Annotated in this window: 18 protein-coding genes; 5 read left to right on the top strand and 13 right to left on the bottom strand. The window is 31.6% G+C overall.

Going from position 1 to position 23,543, the window contains the following annotated elements:
• Positions 1-24 precede the first annotated feature (24 nt).
• The 3 genes from KLA_RS03480 to KLA_RS03470 form a co-directional block, all read right to left on the bottom strand.
• Positions 25-1,605, bottom strand: a complete 1,581-nt coding sequence (locus tag KLA_RS03480) for an FMN-binding glutamate synthase family protein (protein WP_034643860.1) — start codon at positions 1,603-1,605, stop codon at positions 25-27.
• Positions 1,606-1,710: 105 nt separating this feature from the next.
• Complete coding sequence (locus KLA_RS03475) at positions 1,711-2,991, bottom strand: amidohydrolase (RefSeq protein WP_013622329.1); 1,281 nt, start codon at positions 2,989-2,991, stop codon at positions 1,711-1,713.
• 48 nt (positions 2,992-3,039) lie between these two features.
• Entirely contained in the window at positions 3,040-3,501 is a 462-nt protein-coding gene (locus KLA_RS03470; protein ID WP_013622330.1) for a GNAT family N-acetyltransferase, read from the bottom strand.
• A 153-nt stretch (positions 3,502-3,654) separates the two neighbouring features.
• Here KLA_RS03470 and KLA_RS03465 point away from each other — a divergent pair, with 153 nt between their 5' ends.
• The 3 genes from KLA_RS03465 (at position 3,655) to KLA_RS03455 (ending at position 7,340) form a co-directional block, all read left to right on the top strand.
• Entirely contained in the window at positions 3,655-5,976 is a 2,322-nt protein-coding gene (locus tag KLA_RS03465) for an ATP-dependent helicase (RefSeq protein ID WP_013622331.1), read from the top strand.
• 76 nt (positions 5,977-6,052) lie between these two features.
• The gene (locus KLA_RS03460) at positions 6,053-6,655 is read left to right on the top strand and encodes a zinc-ribbon domain-containing protein (RefSeq protein WP_034643859.1); all 603 of its coding nucleotides are present in this window, start codon (positions 6,053-6,055) and stop codon (positions 6,653-6,655) included.
• A 64-nt stretch (positions 6,656-6,719) separates the two neighbouring features.
• Positions 6,720-7,340: an L-threonylcarbamoyladenylate synthase gene (locus KLA_RS03455; RefSeq protein WP_034643857.1), complete on the top strand. Its 621-nt coding sequence runs from the start codon at positions 6,720-6,722 to the stop codon at positions 7,338-7,340.
• A gap of 79 nt (positions 7,341-7,419) precedes the next feature.
• Here KLA_RS03455 and KLA_RS03450 read toward each other — a convergent pair whose 3' ends face one another.
• From KLA_RS03450 to KLA_RS03440, 3 genes are all read right to left on the bottom strand, one after another.
• Positions 7,420-8,271, bottom strand: coding sequence for a flagellar motor protein MotB (locus tag KLA_RS03450; RefSeq protein WP_034643856.1), 852 nt, complete (start codon positions 8,269-8,271; stop codon positions 7,420-7,422).
• Between the two features lie 73 nt (positions 8,272-8,344).
• Positions 8,345-9,349 (bottom strand): glycosyltransferase family 2 protein, encoded by a 1,005-nt coding sequence (locus tag KLA_RS03445; RefSeq protein WP_034643855.1) that lies wholly within the window; start codon positions 9,347-9,349, stop codon positions 8,345-8,347.
• A gap of 37 nt (positions 9,350-9,386) precedes the next feature.
• Entirely contained in the window at positions 9,387-9,833 is a 447-nt protein-coding gene (locus tag KLA_RS03440; RefSeq protein WP_034643852.1) for a type I restriction enzyme HsdR N-terminal domain-containing protein, read from the bottom strand.
• A 26-nt stretch (positions 9,834-9,859) separates the two neighbouring features.
• Here KLA_RS03440 and holA point away from each other — a divergent pair, with 26 nt between their 5' ends.
• Positions 9,860-10,861 carry a DNA polymerase III subunit delta gene (gene holA, locus KLA_RS03435; protein ID WP_013622337.1) on the top strand — a complete coding sequence of 334 codons (1,002 nt, stop codon included), beginning with the start codon at positions 9,860-9,862 and terminating at the stop codon, positions 10,859-10,861.
• Here the strand turns inward: holA and KLA_RS03430 are convergent, their stop codons facing one another.
• From KLA_RS03430 to uvrA, 5 genes are all read right to left on the bottom strand, one after another.
• A complete protein-coding gene (locus tag KLA_RS03430; RefSeq protein WP_013622338.1) occupies positions 10,862-11,242 on the bottom strand; it encodes a DoxX family protein in 381 nt (126 codons plus the stop codon).
• A 121-nt stretch (positions 11,243-11,363) separates the two neighbouring features.
• A complete protein-coding gene (locus tag KLA_RS03425) occupies positions 11,364-13,775 on the bottom strand; it encodes a thiamine pyrophosphate-dependent enzyme (RefSeq protein ID WP_034643846.1) in 2,412 nt (803 codons plus the stop codon).
• A 163-nt stretch (positions 13,776-13,938) separates the two neighbouring features.
• Entirely contained in the window at positions 13,939-16,782 is a 2,844-nt protein-coding gene (locus KLA_RS03420; RefSeq protein ID WP_034643844.1) for a metalloprotease, read from the bottom strand.
• Positions 16,783-16,789: 7 nt separating this feature from the next.
• Positions 16,790-17,476 (bottom strand): TIGR00730 family Rossman fold protein, encoded by a 687-nt coding sequence (locus tag KLA_RS03415; RefSeq protein WP_013622341.1) that lies wholly within the window; start codon positions 17,474-17,476, stop codon positions 16,790-16,792.
• Positions 17,477-17,529: 53 nt separating this feature from the next.
• On the bottom strand, positions 17,530-20,358 hold the full coding sequence (uvrA, locus tag KLA_RS03410) for an excinuclease ABC subunit UvrA (RefSeq protein ID WP_013622342.1): 2,829 nt from the start codon (positions 20,356-20,358) through the stop codon (positions 17,530-17,532).
• A gap of 124 nt (positions 20,359-20,482) precedes the next feature.
• Between uvrA and KLA_RS03405 the strand changes: the two genes are divergently transcribed.
• Positions 20,483-21,010, top strand: coding sequence for a hypothetical protein (locus KLA_RS03405; protein ID WP_034643841.1), 528 nt, complete (start codon positions 20,483-20,485; stop codon positions 21,008-21,010).
• A 77-nt stretch (positions 21,011-21,087) separates the two neighbouring features.
• On the opposite strand, the gene KLA_RS03400 is transcribed toward KLA_RS03405, so the two are convergent.
• Together KLA_RS03400 and KLA_RS03395 are read right to left on the bottom strand one after the other, a co-directional pair.
• Entirely contained in the window at positions 21,088-22,158 is a 1,071-nt protein-coding gene (locus KLA_RS03400; protein ID WP_235183514.1) for a hypothetical protein, read from the bottom strand.
• A 169-nt stretch (positions 22,159-22,327) separates the two neighbouring features.
• Positions 22,328-23,404 carry a hypothetical protein gene (locus KLA_RS03395; RefSeq protein WP_034643838.1) on the bottom strand — a complete coding sequence of 359 codons (1,077 nt, stop codon included), beginning with the start codon at positions 23,402-23,404 and terminating at the stop codon, positions 22,328-22,330.
• Positions 23,405-23,543 lie beyond the last annotated feature (139 nt).

Genomic DNA, 23,543 nt, shown 5'->3' with positions numbered 1-23,543 from the left:
ATTATAATTTTAAAAAAAACGAGCCTATTTTTTAGGCTCGTTTTTCATATATTCTTTTCCGCCTAAGTGTGCACAATCATATAGTTCTTGCATGCCATTAAAAGGAACTTTTGCTTTGTTGTAACCATAGGTAAAAGCTAAACTTCTATTTAGTTCATTATCGTCTAGGTTTACTTGTATATCATCCATAGTATATTGGCAAGGATGCTCATAACCAGAGGCGTGTGTAATTTCTATTAACTCTTTTCTAAAACTTTTAAAATATTGAGCCAAACGATCTGACTTAAGAGGAACATTTATGCCTCTTTGCAACCACTGATTTTGTGTAGCTATACCAGCCGGACACGTGTTTGTATGGCAAGATTGTGCTTGTATACACCCAATACTCATCATTGCTTCACGTGCAACATTTATACAATCTACTCCCATTGCAAATGCCATTGCAGCTTTTGCAGGGAAACCTAATTTACCGCTACCAATAAACACAATTCTGTCTGTTAGTTTTTTCTCTAAAAACAATTTGTATAAGCTAGAGAAACCATAAACCCACGGTAAAGAAACGTGGTCTGCAAAACTTGGCGGAGCAGCACCAGTACCACCTTCACCACCATCTACAGTAATAAAATCTGGTCCTTTACCTGTTTTTAACATAATATCTGCTAGCTCTTCCCACTGATCTAATTTTCCAATAGCTCCTTTAATACCTACGGGTAAACCTGTTTTTTCTGCTATTTCTTCAATTAAATTTACCAATTCTTGTACAGAACTAAAGGCTTTGTGTGTAGCTGGTGACAAAACATCTTTTCCTATTTCTACACCACGTATTTCTGCTAACTCTGCAGTAATTTTAGCTCCAGGTAAAACACCACCTTTTCCTGGTTTAGCTCCTTGAGATAATTTTATTTCAATGGCTTTAATACAAGGGTTGTTTTCTACTAAATTGGTTAGCTTATCCATAGATAAATTTCCGTCTTCAGATCTTACTCCAAAGTAGCCAGTTCCAAAATGAAAAATTACATCTCCTCCTTGTTTATGGTAAGGAGATAAACCACCTTCACCAGTATTATGGTAAGCGCCACTTTTTAACACACCTTTGTTCATAGCTTCTACAGCAGCAGCAGATAAAGAACCAAAGCTCATTGCAGATACATTTATTGCAGATGCAGGTCTAAAAGGTTTTTTACGTTTATTGTATGCACCTATAACTTTAGCGCAAGGTAAAAAGGTTTTGTCTTTAGCGTTAGGATGATTTTCATCAATTTTATAAGCCATCATTTGGTTTTTAACAAAAATATGCTGGTGTGCATATACATCTCTGTCTGTACCAAAGCCTTCGTAATTATTTTCGCTTTTTGCAGAAGCATAAATCCACCCGCGCTCTATGCGGTTAAAAGGTAATTCTTCTCTGTTGTTAGCAACAAAATATTGTCTCATTTCTGGACCAATACTTTCTAACATATACCTTATATGCCCAACAATGGGAAAGTTGTGAGAAATAGTATGTTTTTTCTGAAAAAAAATATCTCGTATAGCAACTAAAGCTAATACTATTAATACCCATATCCACCATGAGATACTAGATATAAAACTTAAAAAAGAATCCATTTAATTATGTATTTGTTAACTAAAGCCAAACTTATTATAAGTTTGGCTTTGTAATTATGCTACAAAAATAACCAAATCTGTGGTCATTTATTGTTAGGTTTAACGTTATTTATTTAAATAATCTAGACTCATTTCTGTTAGTGTTTTAACACCTAAAAGCATTCCGTTATCATCTATTTTAAAGTCTGGCGTATGGTGTGGGTAAGCTTCTTTGTTTCCAGGAGTCATTCCGCCTAAAAAGAAATAGAAACCAGGGACTAGTTCTTGAAAATATGAAAAATCTTCGCCGCCAGTAGTAGCTTTAGTTAACTGCACATTTTTATTACCCGCAACTCGTTGCATTGTTGGTAACATTTGGTTTACCAAGGCAATATCATTATACGTAATAGAGGTCTGACTTTCTACACTAAATGTTGCACTACCACCATAAGCTTTAGCAATAGTTTCTGTCATTTCTTTCATTCTACGTAAAATAAGCTCTCGCATATCCGGATTTAATGTTCTTACAGTGCCAATAAGTTCGGCACTTTCTGGAATAATGTTAAAACGAACACCACTTGTAATTTTACCAACAGTAATAACTGCAGCTTCTTCAGTTAGTTTAGATTCTCTACTAATTATGGTTTGCAAGCCGTCTATAATTTTAGCAGAAATTACTATAGGATCTACACCAGACCAAGGTTGTGAACCGTGCGTTTGTTTACCTTTTACGTTAATAACAAAACGCTCTACTGCAGCCATTATACCCTCTGTTTTGTATTTAATAACACCTACTGGTGTACCAGAATTAATGTGTAATCCAAAAATAGCATCTACTTTAGGGTTTTCCATAACACCTTCTTTTATCATTAAAGCAGCACCACCTTCTTCTCCTGGAGGTGCACCTTCTTCCGCAGGTTGAAAAATAAACTTAACAGTACCGTTTATTTTGTCTTTATTTTTAGCTAAAATCTCTGCAACACCCATTAAAATTGCAGTATGTGTATCATGGCCACAAGCGTGCATAACACCAGTTTCTACGCCTAAAAATGTATCTGTAACGTTAGATTTAAATGGTAAATTATTGCGTTCAGTAACAGGTAAAGCATCTATATCTGCCCTTAAAGCAATTACTTTACCTGGTTTTTTACCTTTTAAAATACCTACAACACCAGTTATAGCAACCTTAGTTTGTACTTCTATACCTAATGATTTTAAATGAGCAGCAATTTTTTCTGCAGTTTTAAACTCTCTGTTAGATAATTCAGGATTTTGGTGAAAATGATGCCTCCATTCTATAACTTTTTTTTCTATGTTTTTGTAATCGTTCTCTAACTTATAATTTTGTGCTTGTAGGGCAGAACCGCAAAGCAAGAGTGTTAAAATAAATTTGTTTTTAGTTTTCATATTTATATAATTAGTCAGTTATTTTGGTTTTTTTATTAATCTTAAAAATTAGATTTCCATTCTCATATTTACTAAGTGTTTTTTAAATCCGGCTTTTTCATAAGCCCGTAAGGCAGCAGTATTTTCGCTGTAGACATCTAACCTAACTTCTGTAGTATTCTGTTCTTTTATCCATTTAAATAAAAAATCTATAATATTTTTATTTATTCCTTTTCCTCGGTATTTAGGGTCTATATACATAAAACCTAAATAGGCGTAATTGTTGTGTTTTAAATGTTTTTTAGCTTGTTTAATTGTTGCGTACGCAGAGCCAATTAATGTATTGTTTAGTGTTGCAACAGCTACAAGTGTGTTTGTATCTTCTAATAAATTTTTAATACTGTAATAAGAAATTGGATCTGGTTTTAGAGTTTTATCAAAAGGACGCTCGGCAGAAATAATGCCTTGCTCAAAAGATTTTAAAGTTTGTAAATCTTTTAATTCTGCTGCTCTAATTTTAATTTCTTTCAATATTTTTATGGTTTAAATTGTAGTATTCTCTAAAGATATTTAAAATTAAACTGCTATTAAATTTTATTGTTTATAATTATTAAAACTACTTGTTTTATCTGGAGTTAATTATGGTTAAATTTACACTTCTCTAAATTATATAAGAAAAAACAATTGGAAGAATTTATTGCCCAACTTAACGAGGCTCAAAAAGCACCTGTTTTACACACAAAAGGACCATTAATGGTAATTGCCGGAGCTGGTTCTGGTAAAACAAGAGTGTTAACATACCGTATAGCATATTTAATACAGCAGGGTGTAGACCCGTACAATATTTTATCACTTACGTTTACCAATAAGGCAGCAAGAGAAATGAAAGTACGTATTGCAGATATTGCTGGTAGTGCAGAGACAAAGAGTTTATGGATGGGAACTTTTCACTCTATATTTGCTAAATTATTGCGTTATGAGGCAGACAAGTTAGGTTATCCAAATAATTTTACTATTTACGATACTCAAGATTCTCAGCGTTTAATTGCATCTATTATTAAAGAAATGCAATTAGATAAGGATATATATAAGTACAAGCAAATACAAAACAGAATATCATCTTACAAAAATAGTTTAATTACTGTAAAGGCATATTTTAATAATCCAGATTTAATGGAGGCAGATGCAATGGCAAAACGCCCACGTACTGGTGAAATTTATAAAAATTATGTAGAGAGATGTTTTAAGGCAGGAGCAATGGATTTTGATGATTTATTATTAAAAACCAATGAGCTTTTAAACGTTTTTCCAGAAGTGCTTCAAAAGTACCAAAATAGGTTTCAGTATATAATGGTAGATGAGTACCAAGATACCAACCACTCACAATACTTAATAGTTAAGGCTTTATCAGACAAATTTCAGAACATATGTGTGGTAGGTGATGATGCACAGAGTATTTATTCTTTTAGAGGAGCAAACATTAGTAATATTCTAAACTTTCAAAAAGATTATGATAATGTTGCAATGTACAGGTTAGAGCAGAATTACCGTTCTACTGGTAATATTGTAAATGCCGCAAACTCTATCATAGAAAAAAATAAAAATCAGCTTGAAAAAGTTGTATGGACCTCTAATGATGATGGGCCACTGATTAAAGTTCATCGTAGTATTACAGATGCAGAAGAGGGTAGATTTGTTGCCGGTACTATTTTTGAAACTAGAATGAACGAGCAACTGCATAACGGAGAATTTGCAGTGCTTTACCGTACCAACTCCCAATCTAGATCTATTGAAGATGCTTTGCGTAAAAGAGACATACCGTACAGAATATATGGAGGTTTATCTTTTTACCAACGTAAAGAAATTAAAGATGTGTTAGCATATTTAAGGTTAGTAATTAACCCTAAAGATGAAGAGGCATTAAAGCGCGTTATAAATTTTCCGGGTAGGGGAATTGGGCAAGCAACTATAGATAAACTATTAGTTACGGCTAACCATTATGGACGCTCTATGTTTGAAGTTATGGAAAACATAGATAAAATAGAATTAAAAATAAACGCTGGTACCAAACGTAGATTAACAGAATTTGTTAATATGATTAAAGGTTTTCAGATAATGAATAAAGGAGCAGATGCTTTTTCTTTGTCTGAACACGTAGCTAAAAAAACAGGTATTCTTTTAGAGTTTAAAAAAGACGGCACACCAGAAGGTATTGCCAAAATGGAAAACATAGAAGAGCTTTTAAATGGTATAAAGGATTTTGTTGAAGGGCAAATGGAACTTGCTGATGCAACAGGTAATATAGCAGAATTTTTAGAAGATGTAGCACTTGCTACAGATTTAGATAATGATAAAGGTGATGATGACCGTGTTGCGCTTATGACCATACATATGGCAAAAGGGTTAGAGTTTCCGCACGTATTTATTGTTGGTATGGAAGAAGACTTGTTCCCATCTGCAATGAGTATGAACACGCGTACTGAGCTTGAAGAGGAGCGAAGATTATTTTATGTAGCTTTAACCAGAGCAGAAAAACAAGCTTATTTAACATATACAGAAAGTAGATACCGTTGGGGTAAATTAGTAGATGCAGAGCCAAGTAGATTTATAGAGGAGATAGATGAAAAGTATATAGAAAACCTAACTCCGGTAAGTAATTATAAATACAAATCTTTAATAGATAAAAATATTTTTGGTGAAGTAGATAAAAGTAAACTTAGACAAGTTAAACCTGTTTCAGGTATACCACCAAGTGCCCCTAAACCAAATGAAAACCAACTACGTAAGCTACGTAAACTAAAACCAGAACTTGCGCAGCCAATAGCAAATAATGCCAACCTAGATCCTAATTTGGTAGAAGGTGCAGCAGTTAACCATACGAGGTTTGGTAGGGGAGTTATACTTAAAATTGATGGTGTAGGTAACGATAAAAAAGCAGAAATTAAGTTTGATAAAGGTGATATTAAAAAACTTTTACTACGTTTTGCTAAGTTAGAAGTACTGTAAACAGGGATGTAATTTTCCTACTAAATAGTTTTATTTGTGTTATATTTATTACAAATAACCACCAATTTTTTTTAGTATGATATTTTACGGATCTAATTCATCGCAATTAAAGTCTAAGTTAACAAGGCAAATACCTTGTGCTAACTGTAATGAGAGTGCAAAATTTAATGTAGAAGTTTATGGCAAGTACGCCCATTTGTATTGGATACCTATTTTTCCAATAGGTAAAACAGGTGGTGCAGTATGTACCAATTGTAATACTGTTTTTGAGCCAAAGCAAATGGACCATAATTTAAAATTAGAATACCAAAATGTTAAAGACGAAGCTAAAACACCAATAAGACATTTTTCTGCATTATTTATTATTGCTATATTAATTACAGGATTAAGTGTTTCTTCATTTTTAGATGGTAAAAACTCTGAAGAATATATAGCACTCCCTATGGTTAACGATTTGTATGAGTTTAAAACTGAAGCTAATTATTATTCTACAATGAAGATTTCTTCTATATCAGATAGTATATACTTTAAGTTTAATGAATATGAAACCAATAAAAAGTCTGGAATTTCTGAAATTGATATACCAAAAAATTATGAAGAGCAAGAATATGGGTATACAACAAAAGAGTTGCAAGGACTGTTTAAAGACAATATTATTTACGAGGTAAAAAGAAACTAAGTGTATTGTAAGGTTTTTTATAATACTAAGATTTATTTTTATCTGTTATTAAATACATAAAATTATGGCTCAGTTTATTAAAATATACCCAGAGAATCCTAATGCAGATGCAATTAAAAAAGTTGTAGATGTTTTAAAAAAAGGAGGTTTGGTTATATATCCTACAGATACTGTTTACGGTCTAGGTTGTGATATAACCAATACTAAGGCTTTAGAGAAAATAGCACGTATTAAAGGAGTTAAGCTTGCCAAAGCTAATTTTTCATTTATTTGTGCAGACCTTAGCAATTTGTCTGAGTATGTAAAACAAATTGATACAGCTACATTTAAAATTTTAAAAAGAGCATTACCAGGGCCTTATACTTTTATATTGCCTGGTAATAATAATTTACCTAAAGATTTTAAAAAGAAAAAGACTGTAGGTATACGTGTGCCAGATAATTCTATAGCAAATGCAATGGTAGAAGCACTAGGAAACCCAATAGTGTCTACATCTATTAGGGATGAAGATGAGTTGTTAGAATATACTACAGACCCAGAATTAATTTATGAAAAATGGGATAATTTAGTAGACATTGTTATAGATGGTGGTTACGGAGATAATACGGCATCTACGGTGGTAGATTTATCTGATGGCGAACCAGAGATAATAAGAGAAGGTAAAGGAAGTATAGATATATTTTAATTGTAAATAAAATATAAGTTAAGGAATAAAAAAAGCCTCGCATTATGCGAGGCTTTCTTATTATAAATAATAATTAATACTATTTGTTTATTGCAGGATCTTTCATTCCTTCTTCAATCATACTGTAAAACTGATCAATTTTAGGAAGTACTACAATTCTTGTTCTTCTGTTTCTAGCTTTATCTGTAGAAGATACTGGTATGTATTGAGATCTACCTGCAGCCGTCATACGCTTAGGATCTACTCCGTACTCATTTTGTAATATACGAACTACAGCAGTTGCACGCTTAACACTTAAATCCCAGTTGTCTAATAAAACACCTTTTCTGTAAGGTACAGCATCTGTGTGTCCTTCTACCATAAATTCAAAATCTGGCTTGTTATTTACAACTTGTGCAACTTTACCTAATACTTCTTTAGCTCTTGTTGCTACATTGTAGCTACCGCTGCTAAATAATAATTTATCAGATATAGATACAAAAACCACACCTTTTTCTACGCTAATTTCAATATCCTCGTCATCTAAATTACCAAGAACACCTTTTAAACTCTGTACTAATGAAAGGTTTACAGAATCTCTACGTGTAATTGCATCGTTTAATTTACGTATTGTTAAATCTTTTTCTTTTAAACTTTCTAAAGACTTTTCTAAGTTTTCAGCACCTTTCGCAGACAAATCTGTTAGGTTACCCATATTATCTACTAACACTTGGTTGTTGGCTTTAAGAAAATCGTTTTGGTCTTCTAAAGTTCTTAACCTTGCATCTGCAGTAGCTTTTTCTTCTATACAGCTATTAAGCTTAACCGTTGCTGAATTTAATAAATCTTCAGTTTCTTTATTTTTTGCCTCTAACTCCGCATATTTCTTTTGCGATACGCAAGAAGATAATAATATTGTAGCTCCTAAAGCGCCTAAAAAAATCTTTTTCATATTCATATTACTATTAATTGTTATTTGTTTCAAAATTATATAAAATGTTCTATCTAATGGTACTACAATTTAGTTAATCTTTTACTAAATTGTTAAATTCCTTATAACCATTTACGAAATAAGACCACACAACGGATTTAATTAGATAATATTTTTTTGTTCTACTGTTTAACTCTTTCTTTTTTAGTGTTTTAGGTAAATTCCAATAAAAACTAAAATGTGCCTTAACAATTGCTAAACAATGTGTAAATCTCATTTGCGATAAAAATCGTAAACCTGCTATACCATCCAACAATAACCTTGCCATAACTATAAAAAATGCCTTATAAATTGGTATATTTTTTACAATACTGTAAAGTGAATTTCTAAAGTTTAAAAATGTCTTTTTTGGATTCATTTCATTAAGAGTAGACCCGCCTAAATGGTAAACTGTAGAAGCACCAACATACATAATTTTTAGGCCTTTGTTTTGTGCACGCCAACATAAATCTATTTCTTCTTGGTGCGCAAAGTAATCTTCATCAAAACCACCTAAATTAAAAAAAGTAGCTTTACGTATAAATAAGCAGGCACCACTTGCCCAAAATATTGGCAAATTGTCATTGTATTGTCCTTTATCTTCTTCTAATGTGTCAAAAATTCTACCTCTACAAAACGGATAGCCAAAACTGTCTAAAAAACCACCTGCAGCACCGGCATATTCAAAATGAGACTTCTTTTTTAAGTCTAAAATTTTTGGTTGTATTATAGCAGTGTTTTTATTTTCATTAAAATAGTTTTCAATAGGAGTTAACCAGTTAGGTGTAACTTCTACATCTGAATTAAGTAAGCAAAATATATCTTCTTTTACATTTGGTAACGCATCATTATACCCTTTTGCATAACCTCCATTGCTTGTGTTTTGTATAATTTTTACACCAGGAAAATTCTCTTTTACATAGCGTATAGATGTATCTGTAGAAGCATTGTCTGCTACATAAATTTTATGGTTGTTAGAGTGTTTTATAACTAATGGCAAAAAACGTTCTAATAGTTGTACGCCATTCCAGTTTAAAATAACAACAGCAATTTTAGGCATAATGTATATCTTACTTTATCTAAGTTCTTTTACAAATTTAACGGTTAAAATCAGGAATATCACGTAAAAACGTATAATTATCTTCGGTACTATTTGTTTTGCAATAAAAATGATTTAATCCGTTAGTAACCATTAAATAATTTGCATCTAATTGCATATTGTAACGTGCAATTTGGTCAAAAGTAGCTTGTGTAATTGTTATTTCTGGAGCTTTACATTCTACCAAAATGTTAATGTTTCCATTTGGTTTAAAAACAGCAACATCATATCTTTTTTTTAAGTCATTAATTACCAGTTGCTTTTCTACATTAATAAGGCTAATTGGGTATTTTTTTTGATGAATAAGATGATGTACCACATGTTGCCTAACCCATTCTTCAGGTTGTAAAACCACAAACTTTTTTCGTATTACATCAAAAATATAGACTTTATTTTCGCTATTTTTGAAACGGAAGTTGTGCGTGGAAAAATTTAGCTTCTGCATACTGCAAATTTGATGATTTTTTTTAAATGGACGAAGTAAAAAAACTAATCTCCGATATAAAAAACGGAAACGTAAAACCTATATATTTTTTAATGGGAGAGGAGTCTTACTATATAGATAAGATATCTGAATATATTGAAAAAACTGTGTTAACAGAAGAGGAGCGTGGTTTTAACCAAATGGTATTGTATGGTAAGGATGTAACTATAGATGACATTGTTTCTAATGCCAAGCGTTACCCAATGATGGCAGAAAAACAAGTTGTAGTTGTAAAAGAAGCGCAACATTTATCTAGAACAATAGATAACTTAACAAGCTACGCTAACAACCCACAACTAACCACGGTACTGGTAATTTGTTATAAGTATGGTAAGTTAGATAAGCGTAAAAAATTGTATAAAGCTGTACAAAAAACTGGTGTATTGTTTGAAAGTAAAAGTTTGTATGAAAACAAAGTTGCAGACTGGATAATGAAAGTGTTAAAAGGCAGTGGTTATACAATTACACCTGTTGCTGCGCAGTTGCTTGTAGAGTATTTGGGTACCAGTTTAAGTAAAATTAATAACGAGTTAGAAAAGCTAAAAATAGTTATTACAAAAGATACGCAAATTACACCTGCAACCATAGAGGAACATATTGGTATTAGTAAGGATTTTAATAATTTTGAGCTTAAAAAGGCAATAGGCGAGCGTAATACTTTAAAAGCAGCGCGTATTATAAACTACTTTGCACAAAACCCAAAGGATAACCCGTTTGTGGTAACAGTAACCGTGTTGCATACTTATTTTACGCAAATACTACAGTACCACGGATTAAAAGACCATTCTAAAAGCAATGTAGCTAAAGTGTTGGGAGTAAATCCATATTTTGTTAATGAATACCAAACAGCAGCCAGAAATTTTCCAATGAAAAAAGTTAGTGGAATAATATCTGCTTTACGAGATTTAGATTTAAAGGGGAAAGGTGTAGGTGCCTATAATATGTCTCAGGCAGACTTACTAAAAGAGCTTTTGGTAAAAGTTTTTTAATTATTTACCGTCTACACTAAATCTACCAGGACCTAAAAGAAATATAATCATAAAAAACAGAAGGTAAAGTACAGCCATTTCTTTTACACTAAAAGGATCTGCAGCGTGTTGTACAAATGCAGCAATTAACATTGTTACAGCAGCTGGTACAGCAAACCATCTTGTTTTGTACCCTAATATTATAAAAATTGGACATAAAACTTCACCAATTACCGCTAAAAATAAAGAAGGGCTAGCTCCTATACCAATTGGGTCTGGAAATTTTATTTCATCGCCACTAAAAAAGTTTTGTAATTTAGGTATTCCGTGTGTAAGCATCATTGCAGATGGCGCAATACGCAAAAGCGCCAATCCTATATTTGTCTTTATATTATCTCTCATTCTATTTGGCTCCGGGGATATAAATATCTATGTATTCCAAATTTAGAAATATTTTTTTAATACACGAAAAATAACAACTAATAAAAGAATAAAATTAGACAAAAAGTGTTATTTACAACAATTACCTAAGTTTTGGAAAACTGCTAGGATTAGCTTCATGCATTATATCGTATATTTTTTCAAATATATCTTCTGCATTTGGCTTAGAAAAATAGTCACCATCTGTTGCATATGCAGGTCTATGGGCATTAGCAGTTATTGCTTGTGGCATACTGTCTAAATACTTGTAAGCTCCTTGTTTTTCTGTTATTTCTTGTAGTAAATAAGCAGAGCATCCTCCTGGTACATCTTCATCAACAACTAGTAATCTGTTGGTTTTTTGCACACTTTTTACCACATCATGATTAATATCAAAAGGTAGTAAACTTTGAGCATCTATTACTTCTATATCTATTCCAACCTCTAACAATTCTTTTGCTACTTGTTGTACAATACGTAGTGTAGACCCATAAGATAATACGGTTATGTCTGTACCCTCTTTTACCGTTTCTACAACTCCAATAGGAGTACAGTGTTCTCCTAAGTTAGCTGGCTTATCTTCTTTTAATCTGTAGCCATTTAAGCACTCTATTACCAAAGCAGGCTCATCAGACTTTAATAAGGTGTTATAAAAACCTGCGGCTTTAACCATGTTACGCGGTACAAGAATATGCATACCTCTTAACAGGTGTATAAAACCACCCATTTGTGATCCAGAATGCCATATACCTTCTAACCTGTGTCCTCTAGTTCTAATTATTAAAGGAGCTTTTTGTTTACCAACAGTACGGTATAGTAGTGTTGCTAAATCATCACTTAATGTTTGCAATGCATACATTAAATAATCTAAATATTGAATTTCTGCTATAGGTCTTAATCCTCTTAAAGCCATACCAATTCCTTGGCCAATAATAGTAGCTTCTCTAATACCAGTATCTGCAACTCTATGTTCTCCGTATTTAGCTTGTAAGCCCTCTAGTCCTTGGTTTACATCTCCAATAGCACCAGCATCTTCACCAAATATTAAAGTGTTAGGGTTGTTCCCAAAAATGTGATCAAAATTATCTCTTAGTATTACTCTACCATCTACAGATTCTGGGTTTTCATCATAAACTGGTTTAACCTCTTCTATATTTGTAGCTTTGTTAGGTAAATTACTATATAAATGAGAGCTGTACTTAGGTTGCATTTCATTTAAATAGTTTGTAATCCAGTTTGTTAAAGCCTGTTTCTCAGGTGAGTTTTCACCAATTAAATAACGTAAAGCTTTTCTGGCACTAGATGCTAAATCTCTTTTAATTGGTTCTTCTATTGCAATTAAATCGTTTTTAATTTTTGCAATAAAATTTTTGTTAGGGCTTTTGCTAGCAGCATTATCTAAAACAACAACTAAAGCTTTTTTTTCTTCTTTATTAGGGTTAATAAATTCTGCCCAAGCTTCTTTTTTGGCAGTACGTACTTCCTTTTTAGTTTCTTTATCTATAGCGTTCAGTTCTTCTTCTGTAGCTATATTATTTTCTATAATCCACTCTTTAAAGCGTTTGTTACAATCGTTTTCCTTTTCCCACTCTAGTCTTTCAGGAGATTTGTATCTTTCATGTGAACCAGAAGTAGAGTGCCCTTGAGGCTGTGTTAATTCTTTTACGTGAATAAGTACAGGAACGTGTTCTGTTCTTGCAATTTCAGAAGCATTCTCGTAAGCGTGAATTAATGCGGTATAATCCCAGCCGTTAACTTTTATAATTTCATAACCCTTATTATTTTCATCTCTTTGAAAACCTTTAAGAATTTCAGAAATATTTTCTTTTGTAGTTTGGTGTCTTGCGTGTACAGATATACCGTAAGCATCATCCCAAACACTAATTACCATTGGTACTTGTAAAACACCAGCAGCATTTATAGTTTCAAAAAAGTGTCCTTCACTTGTGCTTGCATTACCAATTGTACCCCAAGCAACTTCATTACCATTGTTTGAAAAATTGGTTGCATCTATACCTGAGACATTTCTGTAAATTTTAGACGCTTGTGCCAAACCTAATAACCTAGGCATTTGCCCAGCAGTAGGAGAAATATCTGGACTACTATTTTTTTGTTCTGTTAAGTTTTTCCAACTACCATCTTCGTTTAAACTATGTGTGCCAAAATGACCACCCATTTGTCTACCGGCACTCATAGGGTCTTTGGTAATATCTGTGGTAGCATATAAACCATGAAAAAACTGCTTAGCGTTTAATAAACCTAAAGCCATCATAAAAGTTTGGTCTCTATAGTACCCACTTCTAAAATCGCCGTTTTTAAAAGAACGTGCCATTGCTAATTGTGGAAGCTCTTTACCGTCACCAAATATTCCAAATTTAGCTTTACCAGTTAAGACTTCTCGCCTCCCTAACAAGCTGCACTCCCTACTTAATACGGCTATTTCATAATCTTTAATGATTTGCGATTTAAAATCGTCGAAAGAAATATCGTCTTTTGTTTGTGGTTTTACGCTCATAGCTTACGAAGTTATATTTCTGCAAAAGTACCAAATTTGATTGGTTTTTGCAATAGCTATTAGCGATATGTTATTGAATATTTATCAAAATAAGGTGTAATTGGGTGTTTTAAATTATGAAATACTTAAAATATTTACCTTAAAATGACAATTTGCTATTTAATTAAAACCATTTTCTTGTAAATAACCCAGTTAGGGACTTTGGGCTTAAAGTAACAATAAAACGTATTTTTTCTCCGTAATTTGGTTGAGACACTTCCCATCCATTATTAGAATACATAGGAAAAAATAGCTCAAAATAATCTGTTACTAAGTTTAAACGTATACCAGCATCATACACAAAGCGTGCTTTAGAGCCTTTGTTTTTTAAGTAGCCAATATCTCCGTAAGCTTCTATCCACCTATAAATATTGGTACTTGCGTTTGTAGTAGCTATCCAGTCATTAGCAAAGGGGTTATCTAATTTAGATTTAAATCCTCCCTCTGCAATAATTATTTGTTGGCTATAAATACCAGAAGATGCCGATCTACCTAAATAAGAGTAATCAAACAAATAATCTGTAGGTCTGTCTAATGCATAACTAAAATAGTCATCATCAGTTTTATTGTTTATAAACTTACCAGCAAAAAACCTTAAATTAAATTGTCTGTTATTTTGAAAAAGTTTGCGATATTCTAAGTCAAAAGAAAGTTTAGAAAATTTGCCTGCATATTGTGCATCTACAAACCAAGATAAATAATTTATTAAGTCGTTATTTGTATCTCTAAATCTTGCATTTAAAACACTATAATCTGGCTCTAGCTCATTAGCTTCTACAAAAGCTGGGTCAAAATCACGAAATACATTTATATAGCGTACAAAAAGACTTTGACTTCTATTAGATCTTAGGTCTTTTGGTCTCCACGCTAATCCAAAAGAAGGAGTAATGGTAGAGTATCTAGAGTTTTTTTGAAAATGAAATGTAGAAAAGCTTAAAGAGTATGTACTTAAAAATAAGTTTTTATTTTTATGCTGATCTCTAATTGTAAAGTTTCCAGAACCAACAAAAGCATTTTCCTTTGTTGCATAACCTGGGTTTAGTGCAAATACAAATGGCCTATCTAGTAACGTTTTGTTGTGCAGTTTTAAAATAGGTGTAAAGCCATCATAAGCATTAAACCTCATTTCTGGATTGTAAAATATTTGGTTATAGTATGGGTTTTCTGCATCTTTAAAAAACTGTAATCTTAACTTTTTGTTACTAGCTAAAAAGCCCTTTAGAGATTTCCAATTGTCTCTTTGGTTGTACTCTGGTATTTTTTTATCGTAGTTTAATACCAACTTATCTTCTCCGTTTCTTGGTATAGTTACGTTTTTTTGAGTTACTACATTAGATACCCAATATTTAGATACTATAGAATCATTTTTTAAACCAAATAAGGAAATAGGAAGATTTGTAGATGTTTTATTTTTAATTGTAACAGTTAGTGAGTCTTCAGTTTTTTCAATTTTTTTAATTTTAAAATCTATTCTATCATTGGTAGATATAAACTCATTAAAAAACCAATTTATATCTTTATTGGTAGATTTTTTTAAAATATTTTCAAAATCATTAGTAGTGACTTTTTGTTGGTTGTATTTTTTGTAAAATTCCTTAATACTTCCTTTTACATTATTATAACCAATATATTCTGATAAATAGGTGAGTCCTAAGCCAGATTTATAGCTGTTTGCTATTCGTTGATTAAATTTTATTAAAGAATCGTTAGATGCTGTTAATGGTTGATCTAGATTTTTTCTGCTGGTAAGCATAGACATTAAGGCATACTGATCATTAAAATCATACTTAGAAATTTCAAAACTTCTAACTCCCCATATTTTTGAAAACTTACCCAGTAATTTTTGACCATTGTAAAACTCATCTACATACGTAATCATTAAATAATTAACTATAGCATCTGTAACCCATTTTTCTTTTCTGGGGTTTAAATATACACTCTCATTTAAAATTTTATAAAGTGTAGTTTTTAATAGTTTTAGTTCATAACTAAAGGCTTCTGAGTAAGGAACTATAAAAGAAGGTAGTTGGTTAATGCCGTATAATGGGTTCTTTTTATAATCTAACTCACTTACTAATATTTTCTTATGTGGGTATTCTCCTAAATTATCTTTTATATATTTGGCAACTTTATTAATAGAAATTCCTTGTAAAATTTCAGGGTATTTTGAAGCTTTAAAATCGGTTTCTATTGTAAGGTCTGGAGTAATATGGGTAATAAATTCTTTTTGATTACTTAGAATTACTTCGGCACTTTTTCTGTTTTCTCCATCAATAACTATTGTTTTATTCCCGTTTAAACTGTATTCATTAGTTTTATTAAGGTTTGTAGTAACATAATAGTCTTTATTTATAGTTAAGTAGAGTTTGGTTGTTGTAGCATCTGTTTGTAAGTCCTCTAGGTTTTTGTTAGAGTAAAGGTTCCATTTACCATTGTAGGTTGCAGGTGTTAAATACCAGTCTTTTAGGTAGTAAGTACTATCATTACTATAACCAAAATTAGTGTATTTGTTTGGTGGTAACTGTACTTTGTAGTTTATTTTTAGTGTTAAGGTAGTATCTGGAGCTAGTGGTTTATTAAGTATAAACATCACTATGTCTTTACTTTTTGTATGTTTGTTAGCAAGTGTGTTACCTTTATTGTCCTTGGCTTTAATAATATTTGTGTAGCCTCTTTCTTTAGGTTTTGCTAAATGTAAACTTTTTTTAAATTCTTCAGAAAAACGTTTTGCTAAAGCTGTTTTTTTGCTAGAATAGGCGTTAGGCCAATCGTTAAAATATAAAACCTCTAATGTATCTTTTGATGTGTTTTTATAGTTAAACTCTTGCTGAATAGAAATTTCATGGCAAGATGTATCTAAAAAAGCATTTATAATAGTTTTGTGTTGCGCACGTAATTGTACACAGTTTAGGAAAAGTATTCCTATAACTGTGTATATTACATTTTTCTTTATTTTAAATGCTGTCATACTTTAATTAGAAGTTAGGACTAAGATCATGTCCTTTGTAGAAGGCATCAATTATTTCTACAACTTCGTCTGCAGTATCTACTATTTTAATAAGATCTAAATCTGAAGCACTAATATTACCCTCACCAAGCATTGTTTCTTTAACCCAATCAATTAAACCAGTCCAGAAGCTAGTACCAACAAGTATAATTGGGAATTTTCCAATTTTGTTAGTTTGTATTAGTGTAATGGCTTCAAAAAGTTCATCTAAAGTTCCAAATCCACCAGGCATTACAACAAAACCTTGAGAATATTTTACAAACATTACTTTTCTAACAAAAAAGTAGTCAAAGTTTATGCTTTTGTCATGGTCTATATATGGATTGTCATGCTGTTCAAAAGGTAATTCTATATTTAAACCAACAGATGTGCCACCTGCTAAGTGAGCACCTTTATTACCAGCTTCCATAATACCTGGTCCGCCACCAGTAATAACACCGTAACCAGCTTCTGCAATACTTTTTGCTACGTCTACAGCTAGTTCATAATATTTAGACCCCTCTTTTGTACGTGCAGACCCAAATACAGAAACACAAGGTCCAATGGCACTCATTTTTTCAAATCCGTGTACAAATTCTCCCATTATTTTAAAAAGTGCCCAAGAGTCGTTAGTTTTTATCTCGTTCCAGCCTTTAGGGTGTTTTTCTCTTCTCATTTTATTCTATTTTATTAGCAGCAAACGTTATTCTGTTTGCAATATTTTTAATGTTATAATTCTTTTTTAAGAAACTTTGCAGTGTAACTTTTTTTATCCTTAATAATTTCTTCTGGAGTTCCTTTTGCTACCAATTTTCCTCCGCCACGGCCACCTTCATAACCAATATCTATAATATAATCTACCATTTTAATTACATCCATATTGTGTTCAATAACTAAAACTGTATTTCCTTTGTCTACTAATTTGTTTAAAACTTCCATTAGTACACGAATATCTTCAAAATGCAATCCTGTTGTAGGCTCATCTAAAATATAAAAAGTATTACCTGTATCTCTTTTAGATAATTCTGTAGCTAACTTAATACGTTGTGCTTCACCACCAGATAATGTAGTAGATTGTTGGCCAAGAGAAATGTATCCTAAGCCTACATCTTGTATGGTTTTTAATTTGCGATTAATTTTTGGGATGTTTTCAAAAAAAGTAACGGCTTCATTAATTGTCATTTCTAATACATCTGCAATAGATTTTCCTTTGTATCTAATTTCTAAGGTTTCTCTATTAAAACGTTTGCCATTACAGGTTTCACAATCTACGTAAACATCTGGTAAAAAGTTCATTTCTATAACGCGTAGACCTCCACCTTGACAAGTCTCACACCTTCCGCCAGTAACATTAAAACTAAAACGACCTGGTTTGTAGCCTCTAATTGCTGCTTCTTGTGTTTTAGCAAATAAGGCTCGTATTTCTCCAAAAACACCTGTATATGTTGCTGGGTTAGAACGTGGAGTTCTGCCAATTGGTGATTGGTTAATATCTATTACTTTATCTATATGCTCTAAGCCTGTAATTTTTTTATACGGCATTGGTTTTTTAACACCGTTAAAATAGTAAGCATTTAAAATAGGGTAGAGGGTTTCATTAATTAAGGTAGATTTTCCACTGCCTGAAACTCCTGTTACTCCAATCATTTGACCTAGAGGAAATTCTACCGAAACATTTTTTAAATTGTTACCTGTACAACCCGTAAGTTTTATTTTTTTACCATTTCCTTTTCTTCGTTTTTTAGGAACGGAAATTTCTCTCTTACCTGTAATATAATCAGCAGTAAGTGTATTGTAATTTTTTAAATCTTCAGGTTTACCTTCAGAAATTATTTGTCCGCCGTGCTTGCCCGCTTTTGGTCCAATATCTATAACGTGGTCTGCACGCTCTATCATATCTTTGTCATGTTCTACTACAATAACAGAGTTTCCTATATCTCTTAAAGCCTCTAAAGATGCTATTAAACGCTCGTTGTCTCTTTGGTGTAACCCAATACTTGGTTCATCTAAAATATATAAAACACCTACTAGTTGAGATCCTATTTGTGTGGCTAAACGTATACGTTGTGCCTCACCACCAGATAAAGATTTAGAGCTTCTGTTTAATGATAAATAGTCTAAACCAACATTTAGTAAAAATTGTAGCCTAGTTTTTATTTCTTTAATGACTTCTTCAGCAATTTTAAGTTGATTTTTAGTGAGCTTTTTATCAACCTTACTAAAAAACTCTGCCAAGTCAACAATATCCATTGTTGCTAAATCTGCAATATTTTTATCATCAAATTTAAAATATAAAGATGCTTTTTGCAGTCTAGAGCCTTCACAAGTAGGACAAACAACTTTGTCCATAAACTCTTTAGCCCAACGTTTAATAGGAGCAGAGTTAGCCTCGTTATATTGGCTTTCAATAAAATTAGAAATACCCTCGTATTCAATTTTATAGTTTCGTTTTATGCCTAGTGTTTTAGAATCTACCTCAAAACTTTCATTACCACCATTTAAAATAACTTCTATAGCCTCTTCTGGTATTTTAGAAATAGGATCTGTTAATTTAAAATTGTAACGCTGAGCAATAACATCTAACTGTTTAAAAGCCCAAGAATTTTTAAACTTACCTAATGGAGCAATACCACCATCCTTAATAGATAACTTAGTATCTGGAAAAATTTTAGATGTATTAACTTGGTATTTATGACCCAAGCCATTACAGCTAGGGCACATACCCTTTGGTGAGTTAAAAGAAAATGTATTTGGTTCTGGTTTTGGGTAAGATATACCTGTGGTAGGGCACATTAAATCTCTACTAAAATAGCGAGGTTCTTTTTTACCTTCTTCCAAAATCATTAATACATTATCACCACTATACATTGCTGTATTTATGGTTTCTGTAATACGTTTATCTAGGTCTGCGTTGTCTGATATTTTTAACCTGTCTATAACAATCTCTATATCATGTACTTTGTAACGATCTAATTTTAAACCTTTAACGATGTCTACAATTTCGCCGTCTACTCTTACTTTTACAAATCCTTGTTTAGCAATTTGCTCAAACAACTCACGGTAATGACCTTTTCTAGATTTAATAACAGGAGCAAGAACGTTTATTTTTTTATCTTTAAAATCGTTTATAATAAGCTCTTTTATTTGAGCATCACTATAACTAACCATTTTTTCTCCTGTGTTGTAACTATGTGCATCTGCTGCACGAGCAAAAAGGAGTCTTAAAAAGTCATATATTTCGGTAATTGTACCTACTGTAGATCGTGGAGACTTTGACGTTGTCTTTTGCTCTATGGCAATTACGGGCGATAATCCATCTATTTTATCCACATCTGGACGCTCTAAACCTCCTAAAAACTGACGAGCATAGGCAGAAAAAGTTTCTATATACCTACGTTGGCCTTCTGCATAAATAGTGTCAAAAGCTAATGAAGACTTACCACTACCAGACAGGCCTGTAATAACAACAAGCTTTTCTCTAGGTATTGTAACGTCTATATTTTTAAGGTTGTGCACACGTGCACCTTTTACCTCTATGTTTTCTTCGTATGTAATCATTTACTAATTTGGCAAAGTTGCTAAGTTACGATTTTGGATTTTAATTTAATAATTGCGTCTATTTAGTTTTTGTTAATTAGTACTGTAATTATATTTTAGCAGCATTAACTAAAAAAATACAACAATGCAATTATTAGGAATAGGCTCTAGAATACAACATAATGAATTAGGAAAAGGAGTGGTAACAAATGTTACAAGTAAACATTATTGGGTTACTTTTATAGAGAATGGTTTAGAAACTATAGATATAGATTCTGATTTTGAGGTTATTGAAGCTGTAGAGGATGAAGTAGACAGTGTTAGTTTTTCTGATGTAGAAAACTCTTTAATAACAATATTAAGAAAATGGAGTGATGCATCTAGCATAACGCCAATTGCAGATAAATGGAAAAAGGGGACATTAATTTTAGAACCTGGAGATGGAAAATCGGCTAACAAGGAAATACCAATTGATACTTTTTTTCATAAAATAGTTATGGTGCGTGACAGAATTAGAGTAATGGAGCAAAAAATTAATGCTAGTAAAAACCTTGTAGATCAAGAAAAAGTAGATTTACAACAATATATTACGCGTATTTACGGTAGTTTAACTTCTTTTAATGTGTTATTTAAAAGTAAAGAAGATCAATTTGTAGGTGAGCGTAGTAAATAGAGAATTAATATAGAAAAAATAAAAGCCCAAACTAAAACATAGTTTGGGCTTTTAATCTACTAATTTTAGATTAGTTATTATTTTTCAAAGAAATATTGGTCAACATATGAATTGCCATTATCATCATTTTCTATAATATTTATAATTAAAGATGATTCAGTTAGTGTAATTTCATCGTTAAAATCTATATCTCCATTTTCATAGTTATCATTGTATACTTCTCCGTCATACATTTCTGTGTCAGAAAATGTCACTAGAGTAAGTTTGCCATCTTCACTGTAAGCCCATTTACCAATAGCTTTGTAAGTGTAATTAGACTCTTCATAAATAGCTTGACAGTTTTGATTGCTTGCATCCCAATCTATACTTTCTTCTATAGATGCCTCATTTAATTCATATGTACCATCATTATTAAGTTCAAGCTTTAAAGAATTTATAGTTTCACAATTATTCACAGCGGTTTCAATTTCACATATATCAGCATTAAAACTATAACACTTTACTTCATTTACTTTTGTCTCTTTACCATCTTCTATATCCTTAGTAAAGTTCCAAGTACCAACTAAATCACTATTACCTCCCCAGGCTTCAACGGTTACACAAACCTCTGTAGGTTCGCTAATGTTTCCTTGTGCATCGTATAAACAAATAACATAGCAAAAAGTGCCTGCTGTAACACTTTCGTCAAGGTTTACTTCAATAGTAGCATCATTTTCTTTACCGGCAGATTTTCCTTTTAAAAAGCCTCTATTTTTTTTAGTTTGTTCGCCTTTACCAGAAACGTAAATTTCATCTCTTGGAACATCAAAATAAGAATCTGCCATTCCGTTTTCATCCTTTAATTGTATGTAACCGCCAGTATAATTTGATGCGGAATTAAATTCAATTTCAAATCCGTTTTTCTGAAAAGCAGATTGTTTGCTGTAATCCATAGTAAACTCTAAACCACCTGTAGGAGTTAGGGTTCCTGTTTTTTTAGTAGCTCCTTCTATAATAAGTGCAGAACTTACGCTGTTTATTTCTAAAGGTTCATCTTCCTGAGCATTAATTTCTGCATCATTATTTTTAGAAGATGAGTCATCATCAGATGAACAAGAAAAAAAATTTAGTGCTAAAAAGCACACAATCATAATGTTAATTTTTTTCATTATAAAAATTGATTAAGGTTATAAATTAGATAAACGAATGTAGTACTAATTTAGTATTTACACGTAAGGTATTTCGTATATTTTAAGTAGTGTAAGTGTATAAATGAAAAAGCCCAAACTAAAATATAGTTTGGGCTTTTAATCTGTTAATGTATTGATTTTAAATTAGTTATTCTTTTTCAAAGTAATACTCATAAATATCCTCTTCTAAACCAACATTTTCAAATAATTCTTTTATTATTAATGAAGATCCAGAAACTGTAACTTCTCCTTCAATATCTAATGAGCCATTCTCGTAAACATAAGATTCTTCTTCGTTATTATAAGTTTCTGTTTCAGAAAAAGCAACTAAAGTAAGCTGGTTCTCTTCCTCATTGTACGCCCATTTTCCAGATGTATCTGAAGAAGATTCATCATTGTTATAAATAACTTCACAAGCTTCATCACTATCTATCCAATTTATATTTTTATCAGAAAATGAATTATTATATGTAAATGTTCCATCACTATTAAATTTTATTTTTAAAAAATTTACGGTAGAGCATTCGTCAACAATTACTTCTTCATTACATAAAGTATAGTCAAAAGTAAAACAATCCTCTTCATTCACTTTTACTTCATCACCATCCGAAATTTCTTTTGTAAAGTTCCAAGTACCAACTAAATCACTATTACCACCCCAAGCTTCAACTGTTACACAAATCTCTGTAGGTTCACTAATGTTACCCTCACCATCATACAAACAAATAACATAGCAAAAAGTGCCTGCTGTAACACTTTCATCAAGGTTTACTTCAATAGTAGCATCGTTTTCTTTACCTGCAGATTTTCCTTTTAAAAAGTTTCTATTCTTTTTAGTTTGTTCTCCTTTACCAGAAACATAAATCTCAGATCTAGGAACATCAAAATAAGAATCTGCCATTCCGTTTTCATCTTTTAATTGTATATAAGCGCCAGTATAATTTGATGCGGAATTAAATTCAATTTCAAATCCATTTTTTTGAAAAGCAGATTGTTTGCTGTAATCCATAGTAAACTCTAAACCACCTGTAGGAGTTAGGGTTCCTGTTTTTTTAGTAGCTCCTTCTATAATAAGTGCAGAACTTACGCTGTTTATTTCTAGAGGTTTATCTTCCTGAGCATTAATTTCTGCATCGTTATTTTTTACAGATGAGTCATCATCAGATGAACAAGAGAAAAAATTTAGTGCTAAAAAGCACACAAGCATAATGTTAATTTTTTTCATTATAAAAATTGATTAAGGTTATAAGTTAATTTAACGCTATAAGAGATGTTTTAGTATTGTTTTTGTAGGTATTTACATAGATAAGTTATTAAAAAATTGGATTTATTCCATTTTTGCAATGGATTTATTCCAAAATAAC

The sequence above is a fragment of the Cellulophaga geojensis KL-A genome (genome assembly GCF_000568425.1).
Classification (GTDB): domain Bacteria; phylum Bacteroidota; class Bacteroidia; order Flavobacteriales; family Flavobacteriaceae; genus Cellulophaga; species Cellulophaga lytica.
This window is presented reverse-complemented; position numbering and strand designations above follow the sequence as displayed.